The sequence below is a fragment of the Pseudodesulfovibrio sp. lm2024 genome (assembly GCF_051175575.1).
GTDB lineage: Bacteria > Desulfobacterota > Desulfovibrionia > Desulfovibrionales > Desulfovibrionaceae > Pseudodesulfovibrio > Pseudodesulfovibrio caledoniensis.
Genome location: NZ_CP195092.1, coordinates 3,602,027 through 3,622,956 on the forward strand (window position 1 = coordinate 3,602,027; position 20,930 = coordinate 3,622,956).

20 protein-coding genes and 1 pseudogene are annotated in these 20,930 nt (G+C 63.4%); 7 read left to right on the top strand and 14 right to left on the bottom strand.

Going from position 1 to position 20,930, the window contains the following annotated elements; all coding sequences use genetic code 11:
- Nucleotide 1 precedes the first annotated feature (1 nt).
- On the bottom strand, nt 2-325 hold the full coding sequence (locus ACR42D_RS16765; RefSeq protein WP_484567928.1) for a tetratricopeptide repeat protein: 324 nt from the start codon (nt 323-325) through the stop codon (nt 2-4).
- Nucleotides 326-580: 255 nt separating this feature from the next.
- Between ACR42D_RS16765 and ACR42D_RS16770 the strand changes: the two genes are divergently transcribed.
- The gene (locus ACR42D_RS16770; RefSeq protein WP_484567929.1) at nt 581-1,039 is read left to right on the top strand and encodes a YbaY family lipoprotein; all 459 of its coding nucleotides are present in this window, start codon (nt 581-583) and stop codon (nt 1,037-1,039) included.
- Between the two features lie 99 nt (nt 1,040-1,138).
- On the opposite strand, the gene ACR42D_RS16775 is transcribed toward ACR42D_RS16770, so the two are convergent.
- The 8 genes from ACR42D_RS16775 to rfaD all read right to left on the bottom strand — a co-directional run bounded on the left by ACR42D_RS16775 (nt 1,139) and on the right by rfaD (nt 12,169).
- Complete coding sequence (locus tag ACR42D_RS16775; RefSeq protein WP_484567930.1) at nt 1,139-1,813, bottom strand: DUF47 domain-containing protein; 675 nt, start codon at nt 1,811-1,813, stop codon at nt 1,139-1,141.
- A gap of 45 nt (nt 1,814-1,858) precedes the next feature.
- Complete coding sequence (locus ACR42D_RS16780) at nt 1,859-3,097, bottom strand: inorganic phosphate transporter (protein ID WP_484567931.1); 1,239 nt, start codon at nt 3,095-3,097, stop codon at nt 1,859-1,861.
- 39 nt (nt 3,098-3,136) lie between these two features.
- Entirely contained in the window at nt 3,137-4,930 is a 1,794-nt protein-coding gene (locus ACR42D_RS16785; RefSeq protein ID WP_484567932.1) for a HAMP domain-containing sensor histidine kinase, read from the bottom strand.
- 479 nt (nt 4,931-5,409) lie between these two features.
- Complete coding sequence (locus tag ACR42D_RS16790; RefSeq protein ID WP_484567933.1) at nt 5,410-5,631, bottom strand: hypothetical protein; 222 nt, start codon at nt 5,629-5,631, stop codon at nt 5,410-5,412.
- A 70-nt stretch (nt 5,632-5,701) separates the two neighbouring features.
- Entirely contained in the window at nt 5,702-6,826 is a 1,125-nt protein-coding gene (alr, locus tag ACR42D_RS16795; protein ID WP_484567934.1) for an alanine racemase, read from the bottom strand.
- Entirely contained in the window at nt 6,826-8,703 is a 1,878-nt protein-coding gene (mutL, locus tag ACR42D_RS16800; RefSeq protein WP_484567935.1) for a DNA mismatch repair endonuclease MutL, read from the bottom strand. Before mutL ends, alr begins: the two co-directional genes overlap by 1 nt.
- Nucleotides 8,704-8,785: 82 nt before the next feature.
- Entirely contained in the window at nt 8,786-11,173 is a 2,388-nt protein-coding gene (locus tag ACR42D_RS16805; RefSeq protein ID WP_484567936.1) for an LPS-assembly protein LptD, read from the bottom strand.
- Between the two features lie 15 nt (nt 11,174-11,188).
- Entirely contained in the window at nt 11,189-12,169 is a 981-nt protein-coding gene (gene rfaD, locus ACR42D_RS16810) for an ADP-glyceromanno-heptose 6-epimerase (RefSeq protein WP_484567937.1), read from the bottom strand.
- Nucleotides 12,170-12,403: 234 nt separating this feature from the next.
- Here rfaD and ACR42D_RS16815 point away from each other — a divergent pair, with 234 nt between their 5' ends.
- The 6 genes from ACR42D_RS16815 to ACR42D_RS16840 all read left to right on the top strand — a co-directional run bounded on the left by ACR42D_RS16815 (nt 12,404) and on the right by ACR42D_RS16840 (nt 17,661).
- A complete protein-coding gene (locus ACR42D_RS16815) occupies nt 12,404-13,456 on the top strand; it encodes an OmpA family protein (RefSeq protein ID WP_484567938.1) in 1,053 nt (350 codons plus the stop codon).
- A gap of 72 nt (nt 13,457-13,528) precedes the next feature.
- On the top strand, nt 13,529-14,032 hold the full coding sequence (locus ACR42D_RS16820; RefSeq protein WP_484567939.1) for a hypothetical protein: 504 nt from the start codon (nt 13,529-13,531) through the stop codon (nt 14,030-14,032).
- Nucleotides 14,033-14,236: 204 nt separating this feature from the next.
- Nucleotides 14,237-15,556, top strand: a complete 1,320-nt coding sequence (locus ACR42D_RS16825; protein ID WP_484567940.1) for a class I SAM-dependent methyltransferase — start codon at nt 14,237-14,239, stop codon at nt 15,554-15,556.
- A gap of 177 nt (nt 15,557-15,733) precedes the next feature.
- Nucleotides 15,734-16,924 (top strand): endonuclease/exonuclease/phosphatase family protein, encoded by a 1,191-nt coding sequence (locus ACR42D_RS16830; RefSeq protein WP_484567941.1) that lies wholly within the window; start codon nt 15,734-15,736, stop codon nt 16,922-16,924.
- Nucleotides 16,925-16,999: 75 nt separating this feature from the next.
- Nucleotides 17,000-17,203, top strand: coding sequence for a YwbE family protein (locus ACR42D_RS16835; RefSeq protein WP_484567942.1), 204 nt, complete (start codon nt 17,000-17,002; stop codon nt 17,201-17,203).
- A gap of 8 nt (nt 17,204-17,211) precedes the next feature.
- Nucleotides 17,212-17,661, top strand: a complete 450-nt coding sequence (locus ACR42D_RS16840; RefSeq protein ID WP_484568480.1) for a YaiI/YqxD family protein — start codon at nt 17,212-17,214, stop codon at nt 17,659-17,661.
- A gap of 432 nt (nt 17,662-18,093) precedes the next feature.
- On the opposite strand, the gene ACR42D_RS16845 is transcribed toward ACR42D_RS16840, so the two are convergent.
- From ACR42D_RS16845 to rbr, 5 genes and pseudogenes are all read right to left on the bottom strand, one after another.
- Nucleotides 18,094-19,290, bottom strand: coding sequence for an FprA family A-type flavoprotein (locus ACR42D_RS16845; protein WP_484567943.1), 1,197 nt, complete (start codon nt 19,288-19,290; stop codon nt 18,094-18,096).
- A 94-nt stretch (nt 19,291-19,384) separates the two neighbouring features.
- Nucleotides 19,385-19,573, bottom strand: a complete 189-nt coding sequence (gene rd, locus ACR42D_RS16850; protein WP_484568481.1) for a rubredoxin — start codon at nt 19,571-19,573, stop codon at nt 19,385-19,387.
- A gap of 48 nt (nt 19,574-19,621) precedes the next feature.
- A pseudogene (locus ACR42D_RS16855) lies at nt 19,622-19,834 on the bottom strand (rubredoxin); the annotation flags it as partial.
- Between the two features lie 93 nt (nt 19,835-19,927).
- Nucleotides 19,928-20,317 carry a desulfoferrodoxin gene (locus ACR42D_RS16860; protein WP_484567944.1) on the bottom strand — a complete coding sequence of 130 codons (390 nt, stop codon included), beginning with the start codon at nt 20,315-20,317 and terminating at the stop codon, nt 19,928-19,930.
- Nucleotides 20,318-20,352: 35 nt separating this feature from the next.
- Complete coding sequence (rbr, locus tag ACR42D_RS16865; protein ID WP_484567945.1) at nt 20,353-20,925, bottom strand: rubrerythrin; 573 nt, start codon at nt 20,923-20,925, stop codon at nt 20,353-20,355.
- Nucleotides 20,926-20,930: the final 5 nt, after the last annotated feature.

The window sequence follows — 20,930 nt, forward strand, 5'->3', positions numbered from 1 at the left end:
GCTAGGCGGCCCTGCCTTTGGTCAGGACGGTCAGGGAGTCGAGATTGCGCATGATGACGCGGTGCAGGACGTTGCCTTCTCCACCGCCTTCCACGGCGCGCCCGGCCGCGATGCGGAAGCTGACGCGCGCCTCCTCGTATTTGCCGGACATCTGATAGACCAGGGCCATGTTGTTGCGCACCTTGGCCTCATGCAGCGGCGAATTCATGGCCCGGGCCAGGTTGTCCGCCTGGGTCAGCTGGAACAGTGCGTCGCCGGGACGGCCCTCATTGCAGGCGCGCATGCCTTCACGGTTGAGGATACCGAGTTTTTTGAGATCGCTCATTCGCTTCTCCTTGGGTTGGATGTTTCCCGGCCTCGCCATGGGCGGACCGGCCGATACATCGACCCTGCAGAGAAGCGCGTCTCCCGCCCGGACGGGAAAACCCTGTGTTCAGTGCGTTCGGCATGGGAGGACAATATTGAAAACAATTTTCATTTTCAAGACTTTTCTACATTAATTTTCCCCGCCCCGGAGAGTGGCCGACACGCTGGCGCGGCGGATAAAATTTGCGTAGGATGCCGAAAACATGGAGTCGTCATGCCGCGCAAAATCTTTCGCCTTGTCCCGGCCCTGCTGGCCGCTGTCCTGACTATCGCCGCCCTGGGCGGCTGCACCGCCGCCACCACCGCCGAGAAGCAAGCCGCGCCCGTCAGCCAGTCCAGCGGGGCGGCCGCCCTCAAGGTCTCGGTCTCGTACCGCGAGCGCATGCTCCTGCCGCCGGGCTGCGTCCTGCTCGTGGAGCTTGAGAACATCTCCCAACTCAGCCCTGAAGACAACGCGGTGGCCAACACGTTCATCCCGGTCAAGGCCGCCCCGCCCTTCAAGGCGGTCGTCAAGTACGACCCGGAAAAGATCATCAAGCAGCTGCGCTACGCGGTCTCGGCGCGCATCGTGCTCAAGGGCCAGGTGCTCTTCTCCGGCTCCGTGCGCATCGATCCCCTGTCCTGGCCCGAAGGCAAGCCCGTGGAGATCACCGTGGTCATGGCCAAGCGCTAGGCGCTCCCGTCTCGGTCCCTGTACACAGGACGCGAAAAGGCCCGGCGCATGGCGTCGGGCCTTTTTGTCTTCGCTGGTGGCGCACGGCGGCGCGGCGGACTATCGGGCGATCATGGAGCGCAGCAGCTCGGCGCAGTTCTCCGTGTTGTGCCCCATGTTGTCGAGGCAGTCCACGAAGTGCAGGAGCTGGTAGATATCCTTGAAATCGATGTCCTTGTCGTAAATTTTTGTCTGCAGGTCGTTCTTGCGGCGACGGACCTCGTCGCGCTCCCTGCGGACCTTGCGGAAGCACTCCTTGGTGCCCTCGCGGTCCAGGGACTCGCCGTTGAGCAGGGCGATGGTGGACTTGAGCGCCGGGCCGAGGAGCACGGTGCACTTGGCCACGGAATCCAGGAGGTAGATCATCTCCTTCTGGACGTCTTCGGGGATGGCCACCGGACGCATGGCCAGCCAGTGCAGGGCGTCCTGGGCCGCGTCCAGCACGTTGTCCTGGCTCTTGGTGTAGGACAGGAACAGGTGTTTCTCCACGGCCATGAACAAGCCCTTGGGCAGGTGGTTGCGGATGTTGCGCTTGATGGAGTCGGCGTGGTTCTCGATCTCGTCCACGGCCTTGGTCAACTCCTTGAACTCGCGGCACACCCCGCCGGAAACATAGCATTCAAGGGATTCGTCGATGGCGGCGATGCACTCGGCGATCTTGTCGTAGTGCTCGACCAGCCCGTCCATGGGGGAGCGGCTGCCGAGCAGACCGAAGAAGGGAATTCTCAATGTCATATGGTGACCTCTACTAAAAAGGGTTATTGCAGTTGTAGTCGTAACCTAGCTGTAACACAACCATTTGAGCAGCACAAAGATAACAATGCTGGTCAGGGCGGCGATGGGGACGGTCGCCACCCAGTAGGCGACGATGCGCAGCAGGACCCGGAAATCCACGGCCGAAAAGCCGCGCGCCAGGCCCACGCCGACCACGCCGCCCACGGCCGCGTGCGTGGTGGATACCGGCAGGCCGAGATTGGAGGCGACCAATACGGTGGACGCGGCCCCGAAGTCAACGGCAAAGCCGCGCGTGTTGGTCAGGGTCGTGATCTTCTCGCCCACCGTGGCCATGACCTTGTGCCCGAGCACGGCGATACCCACGGCGATGCCGAGGCCGCCCAGGACGAGCATGGGCCACGGGACCTCGGCCTTGGCCAGGAGCATGTGCTCCTTGGCGATGAGGTAGATGGCCGCCACCGGGCCGATGGCGTTGGCCACATCGTTCGCGCCCTGGGACAGGGCCACGTAGCAGGACGTGCCGACCTGCATCTTGCGGAAAATCCGCTCCACGCCTTCCGCGCCCTCCTCCTCGTCCAGCACGAACCGGGACACGAAGCGGCGGGCCGCCGCCCAGGCCGCGAAGGACAGGGCCGCGGCGATGGCCAGCGAGGTCAGCCAGTGCAGGCCGAGCGCCTTGCCCGCCGGGGTCTTGTATAAAAAGGACAGGGAGATCATGGACAGGGTGATGGCCACCCAGATGGGCGCCCACTTCTTGGCCTGTTGGATGAAGTGGCGCTGGAACAGAATGTAGCGCCGGATGTGGGTGAAAATGAAATAGGCGATGGCCGCGGCAAAGAACGGGGAGATGATCCAGGACAGGACGATGCCGCCCATCTTGAGCCAGTTGACCACATCCGGGCCGCCCGCCACCAGGCCGAATCCGGTGATGGCCCCGACGATGGAGTGCGTGGACGAGACCGGCAGCGACGTCAGCGTGGCCACCAGCACCCATAGCCCGGCGGCCAGCAGCGAGGCGAACATGCCGATCATGATCAGCTTGGGGTCGGCGATGACCGATGGGTTGATGATCCCCTTGCTGATGGTCGCGGTCACGTGGGAGCCGAGAAAGACCGCGCCCACGAAGTTCAGGATGCCCGCGATGAACACGGCCTGCTTGACCGTGATGGCCCTGGCTCCCACGGCCGAGGCCATGGAGTTGGCCACGTCGTTGGCCCCCAGGTTGAACGCCATGAGGAACCCGGCCCCCACGGACATGTATAGAAACAGATCGTATATATCCATCGTATCGCCCCTCTTTCGAGGGAATTGGTTAGAGGTTGCCTACAGAGCCGTTTCCCCCGGCTTGTTCAGGCGGAAGCAGAACCGCGCGCCCCGAATGTCTTCGCCGTAGCCGTCGTGCCAGATGTCGCCGCCCAGGTTCTTGACGATGCGGCGGCAGATGGCCAGGCCCAGCCCGGCGCTGCCCGACCCGTCGATGGTGTTCTCGTCCACGCGGTAGAACCGCTCGAACACCTTGGTGGAGTGCTCCCTGGAGATGCCCGGCCCCTGGTCCTCCACGCAGAAGACGATGGACTCGCCGTCGTCCTCGGCGCTGACCGTGATGACCCCGTCCTCGGGGCTGTACTTGACCGCGTTGTTGAGCAGGTTGTGGAAGACGTGCAGCAGCCCGTCGGTCTCGCCCATGACCATCATGTCGTCCTCCGGGGTCCGGGTGCGGAAGGTGATCCCCCGCTCACCGGCCCACACGACCAGGTCGTCGATGGCCCGGGAGAGGTGCTCGCGGCCGGACAGGGGAGCCAGCTTGACCCGCTTGCCCGCCTGCTCGGACTTGGCCAGGGCCAGCATGCTGGAAATGACCTTGTCCATGTGGTCCGCGTTCTTGAGCACGGTCTCCAGAAATTTTCGCGCCGCCTCGGGATCGTCGGGCGGCATGTCCAGCAGGGTCTCGGTATACCCCTTGATGGAGGTCAGCGGCGTGCGCAGCTGGTGGGAGGCGTTGGCCACGAAGTCCTTGAGGCCCTTCTCGCTGCGCTTCATCTCGGTAATGTCGTAGAAGACGAGGATGACCTTGCGCACCCCGTTCTGGTCCAGGAACCGCTCGGCCGTGACCTCGACGGTCCGCGTGTCCATGATGTCGATCTGGATGGACCGGGGCCCGGCCTCGGGTTCGGCGATGACCTGATCCACCAGGTCCTGGATCTCGAAGCGCCGGATGACCTCGATGGGCGAGCGGCCCACGGTGGACGCGGGCAGGTTGAACATCTCGTCCAGGGCGGCGTTGAAGGATTCGATGCGCCCGTGGGCGTCCAGGGTGAGCACGCCCTCGCGCATGCCGCCGAACACGGCCTGCAACTGGCCCTTCTGGTCCTTGATGAGTTCGATGTTGCGCTCGATGGACTGGGCCATGGCGTTGACCGATTCGGCCAGGGGCTTGAACTCGCCGCCGGGCAGGACGCGCAGCCTCTTGGAGTAGTCGCCCTCGCCGATGGACCGGGCCAACTCGGAAAAGGCCCGGATGTCGCGGCCCATGTTGTGGGACATGATCGCGCTGAGCAGCACGGCCACGGCCAGGGTGCCCAGGAAGAGCCAGATCAGGTTGGTGCGCAGCAGGTCGAGCCGCGCGCTGACGTGGGAAAACGGCACGGCCATGCGCAGGATGCCCGCGTCCACGACGGGCACGCCCGAAAACTTCCTGGCCACGTAGAGCATGTCCTTGTTCAGGGTGTCGGAGTGACGCACGTTGACGCCCCAGCCGTCCTTGAGCGCGGACAGGACCTCGGGCCGATGGCTGTGGTCGTCCATGGAGCCGAGGTCGGCGAAGGGCACCTCGGAGTCGGCCACCACCTTGCCGCCCACGATGTAGGTGATTCGGGAGTTGAGCTTGAAGGCCAGCGCGTCCAGCCACTCGGCGAAGTCCTGCTCGGAATCGAACAGGGAGTGGTCCTGGATGAGCCACTCGATGGCTTCGATCTGGTGCCGCGTGCGGATCTCCGCCTCGGTGACCAGTTCGTCGCCCACGATGCTCGTGGAGTAGAAGAAGACCACGGCCATGGCCATGAGGAGCAGCCCCCAGGTCCACAGCAGTATCCGCATCTGAAAAGAGCGCAGTTTCATTGCCCCGTCCTTGATGGCGCGTTCAGCGGTTACAATGTTGATCGACGAGATCAAGTACCTTTTTCGCCGAACGCGTGCGCTGTGTAACACAATCGTAACCGAATTGTAATGTTTCCTAATGTTACAGTTATGTGACAAACGGGGTCGAAAATGACAAGAAAAAGCGGCTGAAAAACGACCCATTCGGCCAGCTCGCAACCATCCGTTTTCCAGCCTCAATCATCTGTATTTATTAATTAGTTCTGAAAAACGATCACGCAAGGACTCCCGCGTTCCGGCAATCCCGGCGCCGGGTGCGCCCCATTGTCGCATCGCCCGCGCGCGCACCGGGACCGGCGCGGCGGATCCGGACAATGTCCCGGCCGGTGCCGGAGCCGACAAAATGGTCGATTCGCCCCCTGACCACGCAAAAGGCCCGGCCCGGGGCGCGGCTCATCCGCACTCCGGGTCGGGCCCGAAACTCGCTTGGCGCGCGCAGGCTAGAAGCCGCGCATGCACTCCATGAGGTAGGTGGAGACCTCCACGCGGCAGACCCCGTTCTCCACGACGAGACGCACGTTGTTCTCCGGGATCAGGGCCATGTCCTCGGCCACGTTCAGCCACTTGCCCTCGACCCACTCCGGGGTCACGCCGTTGGCTTCCATCTCCCTGACGGGGTAGCTCTCGGCCACGACCCATTCATCGTCTTGCACAGCAGGCATATCTTGCTCCCCGGCCCCCTCCCGCGCTCGCGCGCCCGGCGGCCTCTCGTTGTTCGTTACCGGAAAAAAACTACACGTACTCGCGGCGGTTCTGCCCGAGCAGGCAGAAGGCCTCGTAGGTGATGGTGTCGCCCCATTCGGCCAAATCCTCGGGGGTCACGGGACGCTCGCCCGGTCCGCCCAGCAGCCAGGCCTCGTCGCCCGACAGGACCTCTATCCCTTCACCCATAAGATCGGTCACGTCAACCGCGGTCATCTGCATGCACACCCGCCCCCGGATGGACACGCGCTTGCCGTGCAGGACCATCTCGCCCTTGTTGGACAGGGCGCGGCTGTAGTTGTCGGCGTAGCCCACGCCCACGATGGCCACCACCGAGTCGCGCTCGGCGGTGAAGGTCCAGCCGTAGCTGATGGACTCGCCCTTTTTCAGGGGATGGACCTGCATGACCGGAGCCGTGACCTCCATGGCGGGCAGGAGCTTGCCGGGCAGCCGTTCCTGCCCCGCCCCTTCCAGGGGATCGCAGCCGTACAGGCCGATGCCCAGCCGCATGGAGTCCAGGCGGCAGTTGTCGTGGACCAGGCCTCCGGCGGAGTTGGCCAGGTTGGCCTCCACCGTGAAACCGGCCCTGGCCAGGCCGTCCAGGGCGGCCTGGAACCGCTTGGCCTGCAGGGCCACGTCCTTTTCCTGGCCGGGTTCGTCGGCCCGGGCCAGGTGCGAGGTGGCCATGACCGGCGTGACCGGGGTCCCCTTGAGCAGGGCCGCGACCTCGTCCGCCTCTTCGGGCAGGAATCCCAGGCGGCGCATGCCGGTGTCGAACTTGAGCCCGATATCCAGGGGGCCGTTCTTTTCGGCTGCGGCCAGGACCCGCTTCAGCTGGGTGAAATGGGAGATGGGCGTGATGATCCGGTGGTCCCACAGGGCCTGGACGTCCTCGTCGGAGACGGGCCCGAGCAGGGCCATGATGCGTTTGCCGCAGCCGGACTCGCGCAGCTTGGCCGCCTCGTGGACAAAGCCCACGGCAAAGGTCTCGGCCCCGTCCTGCTCCAAGGCGCGGGCCACCTCGACCAGACCGTGGCCGTAGGCGTCGGACTTGATGACCGGGATGACGTTGTCGTGGATTCGGGTGAACAGGCGGTAGTTGTGGCGCAGGTTGTCGAGGCGGATGCGCACGCGGAGCTTGTTGTAGTCTATCATCACTTTCTCTTGAACAGTTTTTCCAGGTCGTTCGGCGTCCAGCGCAGGACCACGGGCCTGCCGTGGGGGCAGAACTCGCGCTCCGGCGTCTTGAGCCAGGTTTCCAGCAGGGCAAGGGCCTCGTCCACGGCCAGCGGCTGATTGGCCTTGATGGCGGTCTTGCAGGACATCATGGTCCACAGATCGTCCAGCCCCCTGGCCTTTTCCGCCAGGGCGTCCCTGAGATACTCCCGCGCCTCGCCGGTTTCAAGTGTCGGGGGGATGCCCCGGACCAGCGCCTTGGCCGGGCCGTCCATCTCGATGACGAAGCCCATGGCGCGCAGGTCCTCGCGCAAGTCGGCCAGGACCTCCGCCTCGCTGGGGTGCAGGGGCAGTTCCAGGGCCAGGGCCAGGGGCTGGGAGTCGCCCTTCTTGCGCTGCTCGCGCATGGCCGCCAGCAGGACCCGCTCGTGGGCCGCGTGCTGGTCCACCAGCTCCAGGTCCGGCCCCCGGCGCAGGACCAGGTAGGTGTCCGCGATCTGGCCGAGGTAGGTGTAGCCGCTGCCCGCCAGGGTGGCGGGCCGCAGGGCGTCGGGCCCGGGCTCGCGGGCCAGGGACGGCGCGGGGCCGCCTCCCCCTTCGGGCGCACCGCCCTCGTCGCGGAAGGCCTGTGGCGTCACGGGCAGGTCCAGGGCGCGGGCCCGGTCCTCGGTGAACGCCCTGTAGGTGGAAAATTTCGCGTCCTGGAACGCGGACGGCCGGTGCGCGGACCGGGACGGCTCGGACGAACCGCCCGGAGCGGACGGCGCGGCCTCCCGGTAGGCGGGAGAGCCCGAAAAGCCGGACGGCATGGAGGAGCGGCCCGGCTCGGGCGCGGCGCAGCCGGTCCGGATCTCCCCGTCCGGGTCGGACAGGGCCTGGAGCACGCCGGAGCGGATGGCCGAGAACACGCGCCGCTCGTCGATGAAACGGACCTCGAGCTTGGCCGGGTGCACGTTCACGTCCACCTCGTCGCGCGGCACCTCCAGGAACAGGACCATCTGCGGGTATTCGCGGGACAGGAGCATGCCCTTGTACGCCTGGCGCACGGCCGAGAGCATCAGCTTGTCCTGCACCGGGCGGCCGTTGACGTAGAGCAGGATGCGGTCGCCGCGACCCTGGGCGGTGTTCGGCGACCCGGCCGCGCCGTGGGCGCGGTAGCCGTCGCGGCCGCAGTTAAACGGCCTGAGCCCCTGGCACACGGCCGGGGGCCAGAACGCGGCCAGCCGGTCGGCCAGGGTCTGGCCGGGGGGCAGGCGGAAGAGTTCGCGCCCGCCCACGGTCAGGGAAAATCCGGTCTCCAGATGGGCCAGTGCCACGCGCATGAGCACGTCCTGGCAACGGCGGTTCTCGGTGGACTCGGTCTTGAGGAACTTGAGCCGGGCCGGGGTGGCGGCGAACAGGTCGCGGACCTCCACGCGGGTGCCCGAAGCGAGCGCCGCCGGTCCCTTGGACGCGACCTCGCCCGCGCGGACCTCGATGAAGGAGGCCTCGTCCGCGCCCCGGGCGCGGGAAGTCATGGTGAACCGCGAGACCGAGGCGATGCTCGGCAACGCCTCGCCCCGGAAACCGAAGGAGCCGATGTCGGACAGGTCGTGGAAGTCGCGAATCTTGCTGGTGGCGTGCCGGGTCACGGCCAGCTCCAGCTGGTCCGCCGGGATGCCCGCGCCGTTGTCCTGGACCACCAGGGACGAGCGGCCGCCCTGCTCCACGGTCACGTCGATGCGGGTGGCCCCGGCGTCCAGGCCGTTCTCCACCAGTTCCTTGACCACGCTGGCCGGGCGCTCGACCACCTCGCCGGCGGCGATCTGGTTCTTGAGCCCCGGGGGCAGCACTCGAATTTCAGGCAATGCGCTCATGTCTTCTCTGGTCATCGTCTCAAGGTAAGCATCGGGCCCGGCGGGGCAACCCCCGACCCTCTGGAAAAGCCCCTGCCGCCCCCTAGAAGTTGAGCAGGTCGAAGCCGACCGAGAAGCGGTTGTCGTTGGGCCGCTGGCTGTAGGTGAAATGCAGGGTGTAGCACTCGGCGGCCCAGTCCAGGGTGATGGTCCGCTCCAGGTCCCGCTCGCTGATGAAATCGTGGCGGTACAGGGCTTCCAGGGCAAAGGTGTCGTTGATGTTCCACTTGCCCCCGAGCTTGAGCGCGGACACGTCGTCGTCGCGGGTGCGTTTGTACTCGTCCAGGCTCTGCAGGAAGTCGTAGCCCACGGTGATCTCGCCCAGGCCGTCCTTGTAGAAGCGGATGGAGTTCTCGGTCTGGGTCATGTCGCCCTTGTAGGGAGAGAACCAGTAGCGGGTCAGGATGTCCACGAAGTTGGCGGGCTTGATCTTCAGCTCGGTCATGATGTCCGAGAACGGCCGGCGCTCGTAGCGGTCGCGTTCGTCCGTGCGCTGGGCCTCGCGGATGTCGTAGGACTGCTCCACCCTGAAGAGCAGGAAGTCGAGGTAGTCCTTGGCCACCCGGGCCACGGGCTCGCCGTCCGAGCCGGGCGACAGGACCACGCTGTCGCGGCGGCGGTCCAGCACGCTGGTCAGGGAATAGGTCACCGCGTTGCGGCCGTCCTGCCGGTCGTCGGTGTCGAAATACGGAAGCTTGTCCTGGCCGGTGGGGCGGTTGGTATAGGTGTACTCCACCCGGGGGATGATCGAATTCTTCAGCCGGGTCCAGCGCGACGTCCCGGCCAGGCTCTGGTCCGCCTTGGGCAACTCGGCCAGATCAAACGTCCGGGTCATCTCCGAAAAGGCCGTGAACCCGCCGGTCCAGGTGGTCCGGGTCTGGAAGCCGTCCTTGATCTTGGAGGTGTCGATGTTCTCGTCGCGTCCGCCCGTGCCGACCACCGTCATGTTGCCCACGTTTTCGCGGCTGGTCAGGGAATAGGCGGTCTCCTGCATGGAGACCGAGGGGATGAGCGTCACGTAGCGGCTCTTCATGGGATATTTCAACTCGGGCGAGATGATCGCGCGGTGGCCCGCGTCGCCGTACTCGCGGTGGAAATAGTCGTATTTGGCGTCCAGGGACCCTTCGAACCCGGCGCCCAGGGACTGCTGCCAGGCGTAGGCGTTGAGCTCGGGCAGGATCTGGACGGTCGGGTCCTCGCTGCTCGGGTTGTTGCCGTTTCTATAGGCCAGGTTCTGGTCGTACTGGGTCAGGCCGACCACGCCGAACCGGTCCCAGCTCCGGCTGACGTACAGCTTGTTCAGCCGGTGCAGGGAGTCCTTGTTCTCGATGTCGCGGCCGAACACGTCCAGGAACTCCTCGCGGGTCTTGTCGTATCCGTTGGGACCGTCCTGGAACTCGCGCAGATAGTTCTGGTCCGAGACCAGGTCGAGATCGACCTTGATCTTCCACTGCGGGCTGCCCAACCAGCCGTCGTACTTGCCGCGCACCCACCAGCGGTCGCGGTTCTTCCGGGTCAGGCCGTCGCCCCGGTAGTCCTTCCACTCGTCGGACTCTTTGGACGCCCGGATGTTGTCGTTCAGAAAATCCGCCTGCCACATCCCACGCGACGAGGCGTCCTCGGTGTGCCGGAACTCCACGCCCTGCATGTAGCCGCGCCGGCTCATGTAGTTCTGGTAGAAGGTGGCGTCCATCTCGTCGTTGATGACCCAGTAGTACGGCAGGTTGACCTGCAGGCCGAGCTTGTTCGAGCTGGCCATGTACGGCATCAGGAAGCCGCTCTGCCGGGGGCCCCGGCCGGGCAGGGCCATGTACGGCCAATAGAAGACCGGGACGTCCTTGATCCGGAAGGCTGAGTGGTACAGGCGCACGCGGCCGTCCAGGCTGATGTCGCCCTCCTCGCTGGTCACGGACCAGGCGGGCCGTTCCCCGGAGCAGGCGGTCACCTTGGCGTTCTTGAAGGTGTAGGAGTCGCCCACGGACTTGCCCACCCGCTCGGCCTCCACGTAGATGTGCGGCTTGGCCATGAACAGCTTGCCGTTCTTGAGCCAGCCGGTCATGTTGTTCAGATCGAACTCGCCCTCGTCCGCCTGGAGGAAGTCGCCGCCCCAGTGGGCCCGGATGTTGCCCTTGAGAAAGACCCAGCCCGTGGTCTGGTAGTAGCGCGCGAAGTCGGCGCGCAGCTGGTCCTCGCCCAGGCTCAGGGAGACGTTGCCGAAGGCCTCCACGTACTCGCTGGTGTGGTCGCCCACCACGCGGTCCGCCGAGAACGTCCATTCGTCCTGGGCGGGCGTCTGCACGGGCGCGTCCGGCACGTACTTCCTGACCTTGTTCGGGTCGGGCGACTTGCCGATGATCGTCCACGGCAGGCACAGCGACAGGACGAGAAGCGCCCCGAAGGCCAGCGATATGCGTGAAAGCTTGCGTTTCAAAAAATCGTCCTTCGGCTACCGGGACCGGAGGTACCTGTCGTCCTTGTCCAAGTAATTTTGGACGTAATCCCTGGCCCCATCCTCCAGGCTCGTCATTTTGACGGTGCAGCCCGCAGCCTTGAGCTTGTCCATGTTCGCCTGGGTAAAGTACTGGTACTTATCGCGAATCGCCTCGGGCATCGGGATATATTCGATGTCCGGCTCGCGGTTCATGGCGGAAAACACGGCATTCGCCAAGTCATTCCAGGTCCTTGCAGTTCCCGTACCGATGTTGAAGATGCCGCCCTTGTCGCGGTTCTCCAGAAACCAGGCCATGATGTCCACGCAGTCCTTGATGTAGACGAAGTCGCGCTTCTGGCCGCCGTGGGGGTACTCTTCGCGGTAGGATTTGAACAGCTTGAGCTTTCCGGTCTCGAGGATCTGGGAGTGGGCCTTGCAGATGACCGACTTCATGTCGTCCTTGTGGTACTCGTTGGGCCCGAAGACGTTGAAGAACTTCAGCGAGACGATTTTGTCGAGCAGCCCCGCGTCCTTGGCCCACAGGTCGAAGAGCTGCTTGGAGTAGCCGTACATGTTCAGGGGACGCAGCTTGTCGATGCCGTCCTCGTCATCGTCGAAGCCGAACTCGCCGTTGCCGTAGGTGGCCGCGGACGAGGCGTTGATGAACCGCGCGTCGTGGGCCATGCAGAATCGGCAGACGTACTGCGTGTAGCGGTAGTTGTTCTCCATGAGGAAGTCCGCGTCCAGCTCGGTGGTCGAGGAGCAGGCGCCCATGTGCACGACCGCCTCGGTCTCGAACGGGTCGTCGCCCTCGAGGATGAACTTGAGGAACTGGTCCCGGTGCAGGTAATCCTGGTATTTCAACCCGACGAGGTTGTTCCACTTCTCGCTGGTGGACAAATTGTCCACCACGAGGATGTCGTCAATGCCCATCTGGTTGAGCTTCCAGACCATGGCGCTGCCGATGAAACCCGCGCCGCCGGTGACTATATACATGGCTACTCCTTGATGCCTCTGTGACGCCCAGGGGCGTAAACGCTTCTACATACTGTGTTCAAGGGCGGGACGCAACCGCAAGTACCGGCTGTTTCCCTGGACAGTCACAGGCTTTATGATACCATACTGTACGTGCGCACTTGCGGGGTACCCCTGTTTTGCGTATACAATGATAACAGGTCCCCCTGATGCGGTGATCCAAAGTTTGCCAATAATCTCTAAAGGAGTGAGATCATGACACAATCTAGAAAACTGTTGTTATTCATGCTGGCTGCGATGTTGACTTTCTCCTTCGCGTTTGCCGCAACCGCCAACGCCAAGATGGTCAAGAAAGTCGATAACTTCATCTTCTTCGTCGACCAATCCGGCTCCATGGCCATGCGCAACGCCGACGGCGTCAAGAAAATTGAAAAGGCCAAAAGCGACATGCTGGCCCTGAATGCCGCCATCCCTTCCCTCGACTACAATTCGGCTGTGCTCCTGTTCGCCCCGTTCGAAGTGCGGTGCGCCCCCAAGGCGTACTCCGACGCCAACGTGGCCGCAGCGGTCAACGGCATCGACTCGGATTACCAGATCTTCAACCGCCGCACCCCCATGGGCACCGGCCTTGACGACATCAACCCGGTCCTGGGCAAGATGTCCGGCAAGACCGCGCTGATCATCTTCACCGACGGCGAGTCCAACTACGGCTCCGACCCGGTGGCCGAGGCCAAGAATCTGTACGCCAAGTACGGCTCCAACCTCTGCGTCCACGTGGTCAGCTACGCCGACTCCCCCGAGGGCCAGGCCGTGGTCGACGGCATCCGCGCCGCCTTCCCCTGCACCGTGCCCGCCGACGGCGCGACCTTCACCGACGCCACCGCCCTGAACAAGTACGCCAAGGACGTCTTCTACGCCGACGTGGCCGAACCCGCTCCGGCCCCGGCTCCGGCCATGGCTCCGGCCCCGGCCAAGGAAGTGGTCTCCTTCAACCTGAACTTCGGCTTCGACAAGTACCAGATCACCGACGAGATGATCCCGGTGCTGGAACAGGCCAAGATGATCCTGGACGAAGACCCGGCCGCCACCTACGAGATCTCGGGACACACCGACTCCACCGGTACCGAGGCCTACAACCAGGGATTGTCCGAGCGCCGCGCCAACTCCGTCATGAAGTGGCTGACCGACAACGGCATCAACGCCAGCCGCCTGGAGGCCAAGGGCTACGGCGAAATGTCGCCCAAGTACGACAACGCCACCAAGGAAGGCCGCAAGCTCAACCGCAGGGTTGAAATCCAGACCAAGTAAGAGTATACGGAATCCAGGTTGGGCGGCACTCCGCCGCCCAACCTCCTGCTCTGGTTGGAAGGATTCAAAGCCATGCACAAATTTTTCGCTTATGCCTTTTTGGCCGTGTTTCTGACCGGGGCTTTTTTTGCGGCCACCGAACAGGCCTCCCTGGCCCAGGATCTGGCCTCCATCTCCCCGGGCGACGCCAGCGCCAAGATCAACACCAAGAACATGCCCCTCTACCTCGACGAGGGACTGGTCTCCAAGAACGCGGACTTCAGCAAGTTCGCCAGGGTCAGGGCCAAATCCCTGGACCGCAACCACCGTCTGGCCCGCTCCCGCATGCAGATCACCAAGCAGGCCGACGGCTCCTATCTGGCCCGCTACCACGCCATCGACATGGACTCCATCGTCACCAAGGTCCGCCGCTCCTCGTCCAAGACCGTGCCCTTTGTCGGGGTCATGAGCTTCTGCGAACTGGTCATGGAGGCAAAGGGCGAATCGCCTTCCGCCTGCCAAAAGGCCGAGTTCACCCCGGTGACCGTGATCCCCAACCGCCAGATATTCAGCTTCCGCAAGGGCGCCTGGCAGTAACCTTCCGCTCTCCCTTTTCCCGCGCGGCCCCGGCCGCTCTTTTCGCGCGTGCGCCGTCCGGCTTGCCCCTATCCGGCGTACCGCCGTGGCCGGAGCAGGCCTTGCACCGATTTACGTTGCCTCGCCAAGAGATTGCATGTAAAAAAACTTACCTGTTATAGTCACATACCCGGCAGCCCCCCCCACAACAATCGGAACGATCCCATGAGAGAATTCATCCTAGGCACGGCCCCCATTCATCACGTGGAAAAGGCTGTTGCCGAGATCATGGCCTCGAATCCGGAAAGCCGCTGCCACCTCTTCGTCAAAAAGGACTACTTCGACCGATTCCGCAATGCGGACATTCCTTTGCACGACTTGCGCAAGATCTCCGTCCACAACGCGAACCTTTTCTACAACATCCTGACGCTCAGGCCTTCGACGATCCATGTCGTTGTCGGGGAGCACTATTTCCATTCGAACGTGATTGCCACCTTGCGCACCTGGAAGAAATTCCTGAGACTGTCGTTCAAGACCAACATCTACCACGCTGCCGAACCCGGCAATGTCGCAGCCAAACAGGCTGTCGACACATACAGGGCCGTGCACCTTGACGGGAGCGATGCGTTTTTCAACGTCAAGCTGGACATATCCGCATCCTACACCGAACAGGACCGCTGGTTGGGCGGGGTGGCCAAGATGCCCGACCGCTCCACCATTTTCCGGGATTTCCTCAAGCTGCAGTGGTTCAAGGCACTGCATGCGCTCAATCTTCACGAAGCCCTGGTGGCGAACGACCTCCTCGGCGACTGGCTGACGGACTTCAACGACTACTGGGTCGGCGTCCTGGGTTGCAGGCCGATGCGGGTAACGGACTTTCACTTCCTCCTCCAACACTACAGGGTCAAGCAGCGGAACGCCGACGAATACACGCTACAGACGCGATGTGAACATTCGAACGCCTGGAAGGACCCCTGCCTGCTGGCCCAGACATTCACCCTGGTCTACAACAACGCGCTCAACCCTCTGAAATTCCGCGCCGTGTGCGAACGCATCAACAGGCACGACAGGGTGCTCGAATTCGGGTGCGCCATGGCCCCGGCCTACAACACCTATCGCCATTTTTATCAGCACAAGAAGGCCAACTGGGTGTTGTCGGATATCGAGAACTTTCCTTTCCATTACGCCAGGCACCGCTTCGCCCGCGATGAGAACGTCGAAGCCGTCCACCTGATAGCGCCCGAACACTACGAAGACCCGCTGCACGACCTGGACGGCCGGTTCGACATGATCATCGTCCTGACCGTCTTCGAGCACCTGCACAGCCCGCTCGTGACGCTCAAGCACCTAATCTCGAAACTCAAGAGCGGCGGGCTCCTCGTCTTCGATTACATCCGGTCCGAGGCCAAGGGGCTGGATTCGGTCCAGGGCCTCGAACAACGGCAGGATACCCTGCGCCACATCCGCAACCACATGATTCTCGAGGAAGGCGACCTAGCCGAATCGGTCTCTTCGACATCCATGTGCTTCGCCCGAAAGCCTTAGCAGGAACCGCTCCTGCCGCGCTCTCGCCCCACTTCAAGCTCCCGCTCCCAACACGCCTGCCGCGTGCTCATTAAATTTTGCGTCCCCGGTTGCCCTGGCCCCGGTTCCCGGATACAGACAAGGTGATACCCGCCGCCTTGAATCGTTCGGGCGGCCACCTTTGCCAAGGGGGGCGAGATGATCAACTACTGGCCGCTGAAGTTTGAAACCGCCGACATGCGCCGCCGCACCGTGGACGGGCTGCGCGCCCTGCGCGGGCTGGTCCGCGACAACATGCCCGGCTCCACCCTGCACGACACCCTGGTGCTCGGCACCTGGAACATCCGCAACTTCGACGACAACCGGTTCGGCCACGGCCCGCGCATCAAGGAGTCCCTGTACTTCATCGCCGAGGTCGTCTCGGCCTTCGACGTCCTGGCCGTGCAGGAGATCTGCCGCGACCTCGGCCCGCTCAAGCAGGTCATGCGCCTGCTCGGCCCGGGCTGGGATTACGTGGTCACCGACGTGGCCGAACAGGACGGCGGCAACCGCGAGAGGCTCGGGTTCATCTACAACAAGGCCAAGGTCCGCTTCAAAGGCGTGGCCGGGGAGATGGTCCTGCCTATCAAGGACCTGATCGCACACGGCGACAAGCGCATGCAGCCCTCGCGCTCGCCATTCGGCTGCGAGTTCCAGGCGGGCTGGTTCCGCTTCCTGTTCACCACGGTACACATCTATTTCGGCAAGGAGAGCCAGGGCACCCCGGAGTACGCCCGGCGCGTGGCCGAGATCGACGCCGTGGCCGCCAACATCGCGGCCCGCGCCGAAAAGGAGCCGTGCAGCTACATCCTGGTGGGCGATTTCAACATCGACGAGATGGGCGATCCCTCGGGCAACGCGCTGATCCGCAACGGCTTTCAGGCCGCCCAGAACAACGTGGGCTCCAACGCGGACAAGACCCGGTTCTACGACCAGATATCCTGGCTGCCGCGCAAGGGCACGGTCCGCCAGACCCGCTCCGCCCGAAACCAGGGCGTCCTGGACGTGCTCTCCGCGGTCATGAACGAGGACCAGTTTCCGGACTACCGGCAGGCCGTCGAGGCCACTGTCCAGTGTCAGCTCGACAAGGCCCGGACCGAGCGCGCCCTGCGTCTGGCCAAGTCCAGGGACGTCTCTGACCAGGACAAGCGCATCGCCAAGCTGACCGCCCTGCTGGCCGACGCCGACGCGCTCAAGGACTACTATCTCAAGACCTGGCGGACCTTCCAGATCAGCGACCATCTGCCGCTGTGGGTGGAGCTGTCCGTCGACTTCAGTGCCGAATACCTGACCCGGCTGCGGAACATGACCGGCACCCAGACCCGGGACAACGCTGAGATCCCCATGTAGCGGCTGGACAAACCGGGCCCGGACCCGCATGATGCGGACTCCCGAAAACCCGTGATCCACCGAAGGAAACCAGACATGGACGGAAGAAACCGCAAGGACGTGCGCCCCGGTCAGCGCGTCAACATCGTGCTCAAGAAAGACCAGCGCACCGGAAAACTGACCGAGGGCACGGTCGCCAACCTGCTGACCAAGTCGCCCACCCACCCGCACGGTATCAAGGTCCGCCTGGCCGACGGCCAGGTCGGCAGGGTCAAGGAAATCCTCGGACAGGAGAATTGACCATGGCCCTGCGCATCTGGGTGGACGCCGACGCCTGCCCCAACGCCATCAAGGAAATCCTGTTCAAGGCCGCCCAGCGCCGCCAAATCCCGCTGACCCTGGTGGCCAACACGCCGCTTCGGGTGCCGCCGTACCCGCTCATCGACACCATCGTCGTGGGCGCGGGCTTCAACGTGGCCGATGACGAGATCGCCCGCCGCGTCAACCCCGGCGACCTGGTCGTCACCGCCGACATTCCCCTGGCCGACGCTATCGTGACCAAGGGCGCCACCGGCCTCAACCCGCGCGGCGAACTCTACACCGAAGACAACGTCAAGGGCCTGCTGCGCATGCGCAACCTCATGGAGGAACTGCGCTCCGCCGACCTCGCCCCCGGCGGCCCCGCCCCCCTCGGCCCCAAAGACAAACAACAATTCACCAACCACCTCGACCGCTTCCTGACCAAGGCCGGTAAATAAGACGCCTCCGGCGGCCGGGGGAAGGGGAAGGAAAACCCTTTGAAAAGGGCTTTTCCTTCCCCTTCCCCCGGATCCCCATCCTTTCCGAAACTTTTTGGTGCCGCTTCGCGGAATGCCAAACGTACCAATACCCTCCGGTGCATCCTTGAAGCGAAGGCCCCTGCCTTCCTCTTTGGAGCGATTCGGGTGCGTAGCACCCGACAGCGGCTCTCTCCCCCGTGCTAGCACAAGGCTTTCGAGAGTGGGTCAGCTGTGCATTTTCTTCCGGGGGCTTTCACCGCAGCGTAGCTGTCTACGTGAGGATGGAAGCCCCCGGAAAAAATGTGCAGATGGCCCGCTATCGGAAGCCGCCCACCTGCCAGCTCCTGAGAGACAAAAAAAAGCCCCGCCAATTAATGGCGGGGCTTTTTTTTGTCTCTCAGGAGCTGGCCGCTACAACTTAGCTTTAATCGCTGCGGCGATGGTTTTACCCTGCTCATAGCATTTGTTGAGGACCTCGTGATCCGGGATAAACTGGTTCTTGACCGGTTCCACGATCTCCATGTTCATGTCCTCGAGCCACTGGGTCAGGACCTTGACGCATTCGCCGGACCAGCCGAAGGAGCCCACTGCGGAGCCGATCTTGTTCTGGGGACGCAGACCCTTCATGTAGGTCAGCATGTCGGCCATGAGCGGCAGGATGCCGTTGTTGTGGGTCGGCGAACCGACGATGACCGCGGCGGCGTCGAAGACCTCGGCCATGACGTCGGAGTGGTGGTTGTTCTTCATGCACATCAGGCGCACGGAAACGCCCTCGTCGGCCAGGCCGCAGGCCACGGCCTCGGCCATCTTCTCGGTGGAGTGCCACATGGTGTCGTAGACGATGACCGCCTTGTTTTTGGGCTTCTGCTCGGCGTAGGCCTGGTACTTCTCGATGGCCCAGGCGCAGTCGTCGCCACGGAACATCAGGCCGTGGTCCGGGCAGATGGTCTCGATCTCCAGCCCCATCTCCTTGATGGTCGCCAGGGTCTTGAGGACCACCGGGGAGTACGGCAGCACGATGTTGGCGTAGTAGTTGGCCATGAGCTCTTCCAGACGGTAGCGGTCCACCTCGTCGGCCCAGCGCTCGGACGTGGCCCAGTTCTGGCCGAAAGCGTCGTTGGTGAAGGCGAGCTTCTCCTCCGGGCAGTAGGTCAGCATGGAATCGGGCCAGTGGAGCATGCGAGTCTCGAGGAACGAGAGGGTCCGCTTGCCGATGGAAAGATCGGTGCCGGTGGGGGTGACCTCGACAGGCCAGTCCTCGTACTTGAAGTGAGCCTTCATGGCTTTCTGGCCCATGGGGGAAGTGAAGATCTTCTCGGGCTGGTATTTCTCCACGACCTTGGCCAGGCAGCCGGCGTGGTCGGGCTCGAGGTGGTTGGCCACCACGTAGTCGATCTTGCGGTCGCCGAGCACCTGGGCGATGTTGCACTGCAACGTGCCCCAGAACTCCTCGGCCACGGTGTCGATCAGGGTCACCTTCTCATCCACGATCAGAAAATTGTTGTAGGTGGTTCCCTTGTGCGCCTTGGAATAGCCGTGGAAGTCGCGACGGTTCCAGTCGACGGCGCCGAGCCAGAAAATGCCTTCCTTGATTTCAACAGGTCTCATTGTCTTCTCCACATTGAGCGGTTACTCAACCGCCATGGTAAAAAAAGGAGCGCGTACCGGGGTGCGCGCTCCCTGCCCGCAGACGGGCCGAAAATTAATCCTCGGGTACGAAGCTGTCCTTGTCCGCACCGCAGACAGGGCAGGTCCAGTCGTCGGGCAGATCCTCGAACTTGGTCCCGGCCGGGATGTCGGAATCGGAATCGCCCTGGGCCGGATCGTACACATAGCCACAAATCTCACAGACGTATTTCTGCATGGGATCAGTCTCCTTTTGGTCGCCCATATTCGCAGCAGCGGCTGCCGCTGTCAACTTTTCGGTATCGGTTTCTACAGGTAATTCACAATCGGATTTGGTGGAGCCCGGTCCCACCAGGGGCCGGAAGCACTTCTTGGTGCCGCCGCAGATGGGGCAGCGCCAGTCGTCCGGCAGGTCTTCGAATCGGGTATCCTTGGGGATCTTCCCCTTCCGGTCGCCCTTGTCCGGATTGTAGATATAGCCGCAATTGACGGTCTGGCATTGGTACATCTCTTCGGGCAGGGCCATGGCTCCCTCCTGGGATGAAAAGGGGCGGGCCTTGCAGCCCGCCCCCCGTGATGTGCGTGCGGGTCCCTCGCGGGCCCCTTCCACCGGATTCGCCTACGCGGTGGCGGCCCACAGGCCGTGCAGGTTGCAGTACTCGCGGGCCTTGAGGTCGCCGGACAGGCCGCAGATGCAGAATTCGGCCTCGGGCTTGTCGCCGGGCTTGAGCATCTTGGTCAGGACCTTGTCGCCCACCTGGAGCTCGATCCATTCGATGTAGTGCTTTTCCTCCATGGGATGGGCCACGGAACCGACCTTGACGGTGACCTTGTCGCCGTCCTTCTCGATGACGGGGACGTGCTTTTCCTTGGCGGCGTCAACGGTGTTTTCGGTCATCTGAACCATATCCTCGCCGCAGCAGACCAGGTCGCCGCCGCCTTCGTGAATGGCCATGACGATATTACCGCAAACATTACACTTGTACACTTCGCCCAGTTTGATAGCCATGTCGAATCCTCCTTAAGGATGAGTTGAGATTATGTTTACCAGTTGGTGTCTTTGAGTTCGAAATGGGCCTGGGGATGGTCGCAGGCCGGGCATTTCACGGGAGCGGTGGAGCCCCTGTGGTTGTAGCCGCAGTTCTGGCAGCGCCAGACCACTTCCTCTTCCTTGACGAAGACGTGGTCGGTCTCGATGTTCTTGATCAGCGCCCTGTAGCGCTCCTCGTGGTAGCGCTCGGCCACGGCGATGTTCTCCATGACCGCGGCGATCTCGTTGAAGCCCTCCTGGCGGGCCACTTTGGCGAAGCCGGGGTACATGTCGGTGTTTTCCTCATGCTCGCCCTCGGCGGCGGCGTAGAGGTTCTCGAGCGTGGTGCCGATGACCCCGGCGGGAAAGGAACCGGTCACCTCGGCGGTGCCGCCCTCAAGGAACTTGAACAGCCGCTTGGCGTGTTCCTTCTCATGCCCGGCGGTCTCCTCGAAAATCTTGGAGATCTGCACGTAGCCTTCCTTCTTGGCCACGCTGGCGAAATAGGTATATTTGTTGCGAGCCTGGGACTCGCCGGTGAAAGCGTACATCAGGTTCTTCTCAGTCTGGGTCCCTTTCAGTGACATGGTTC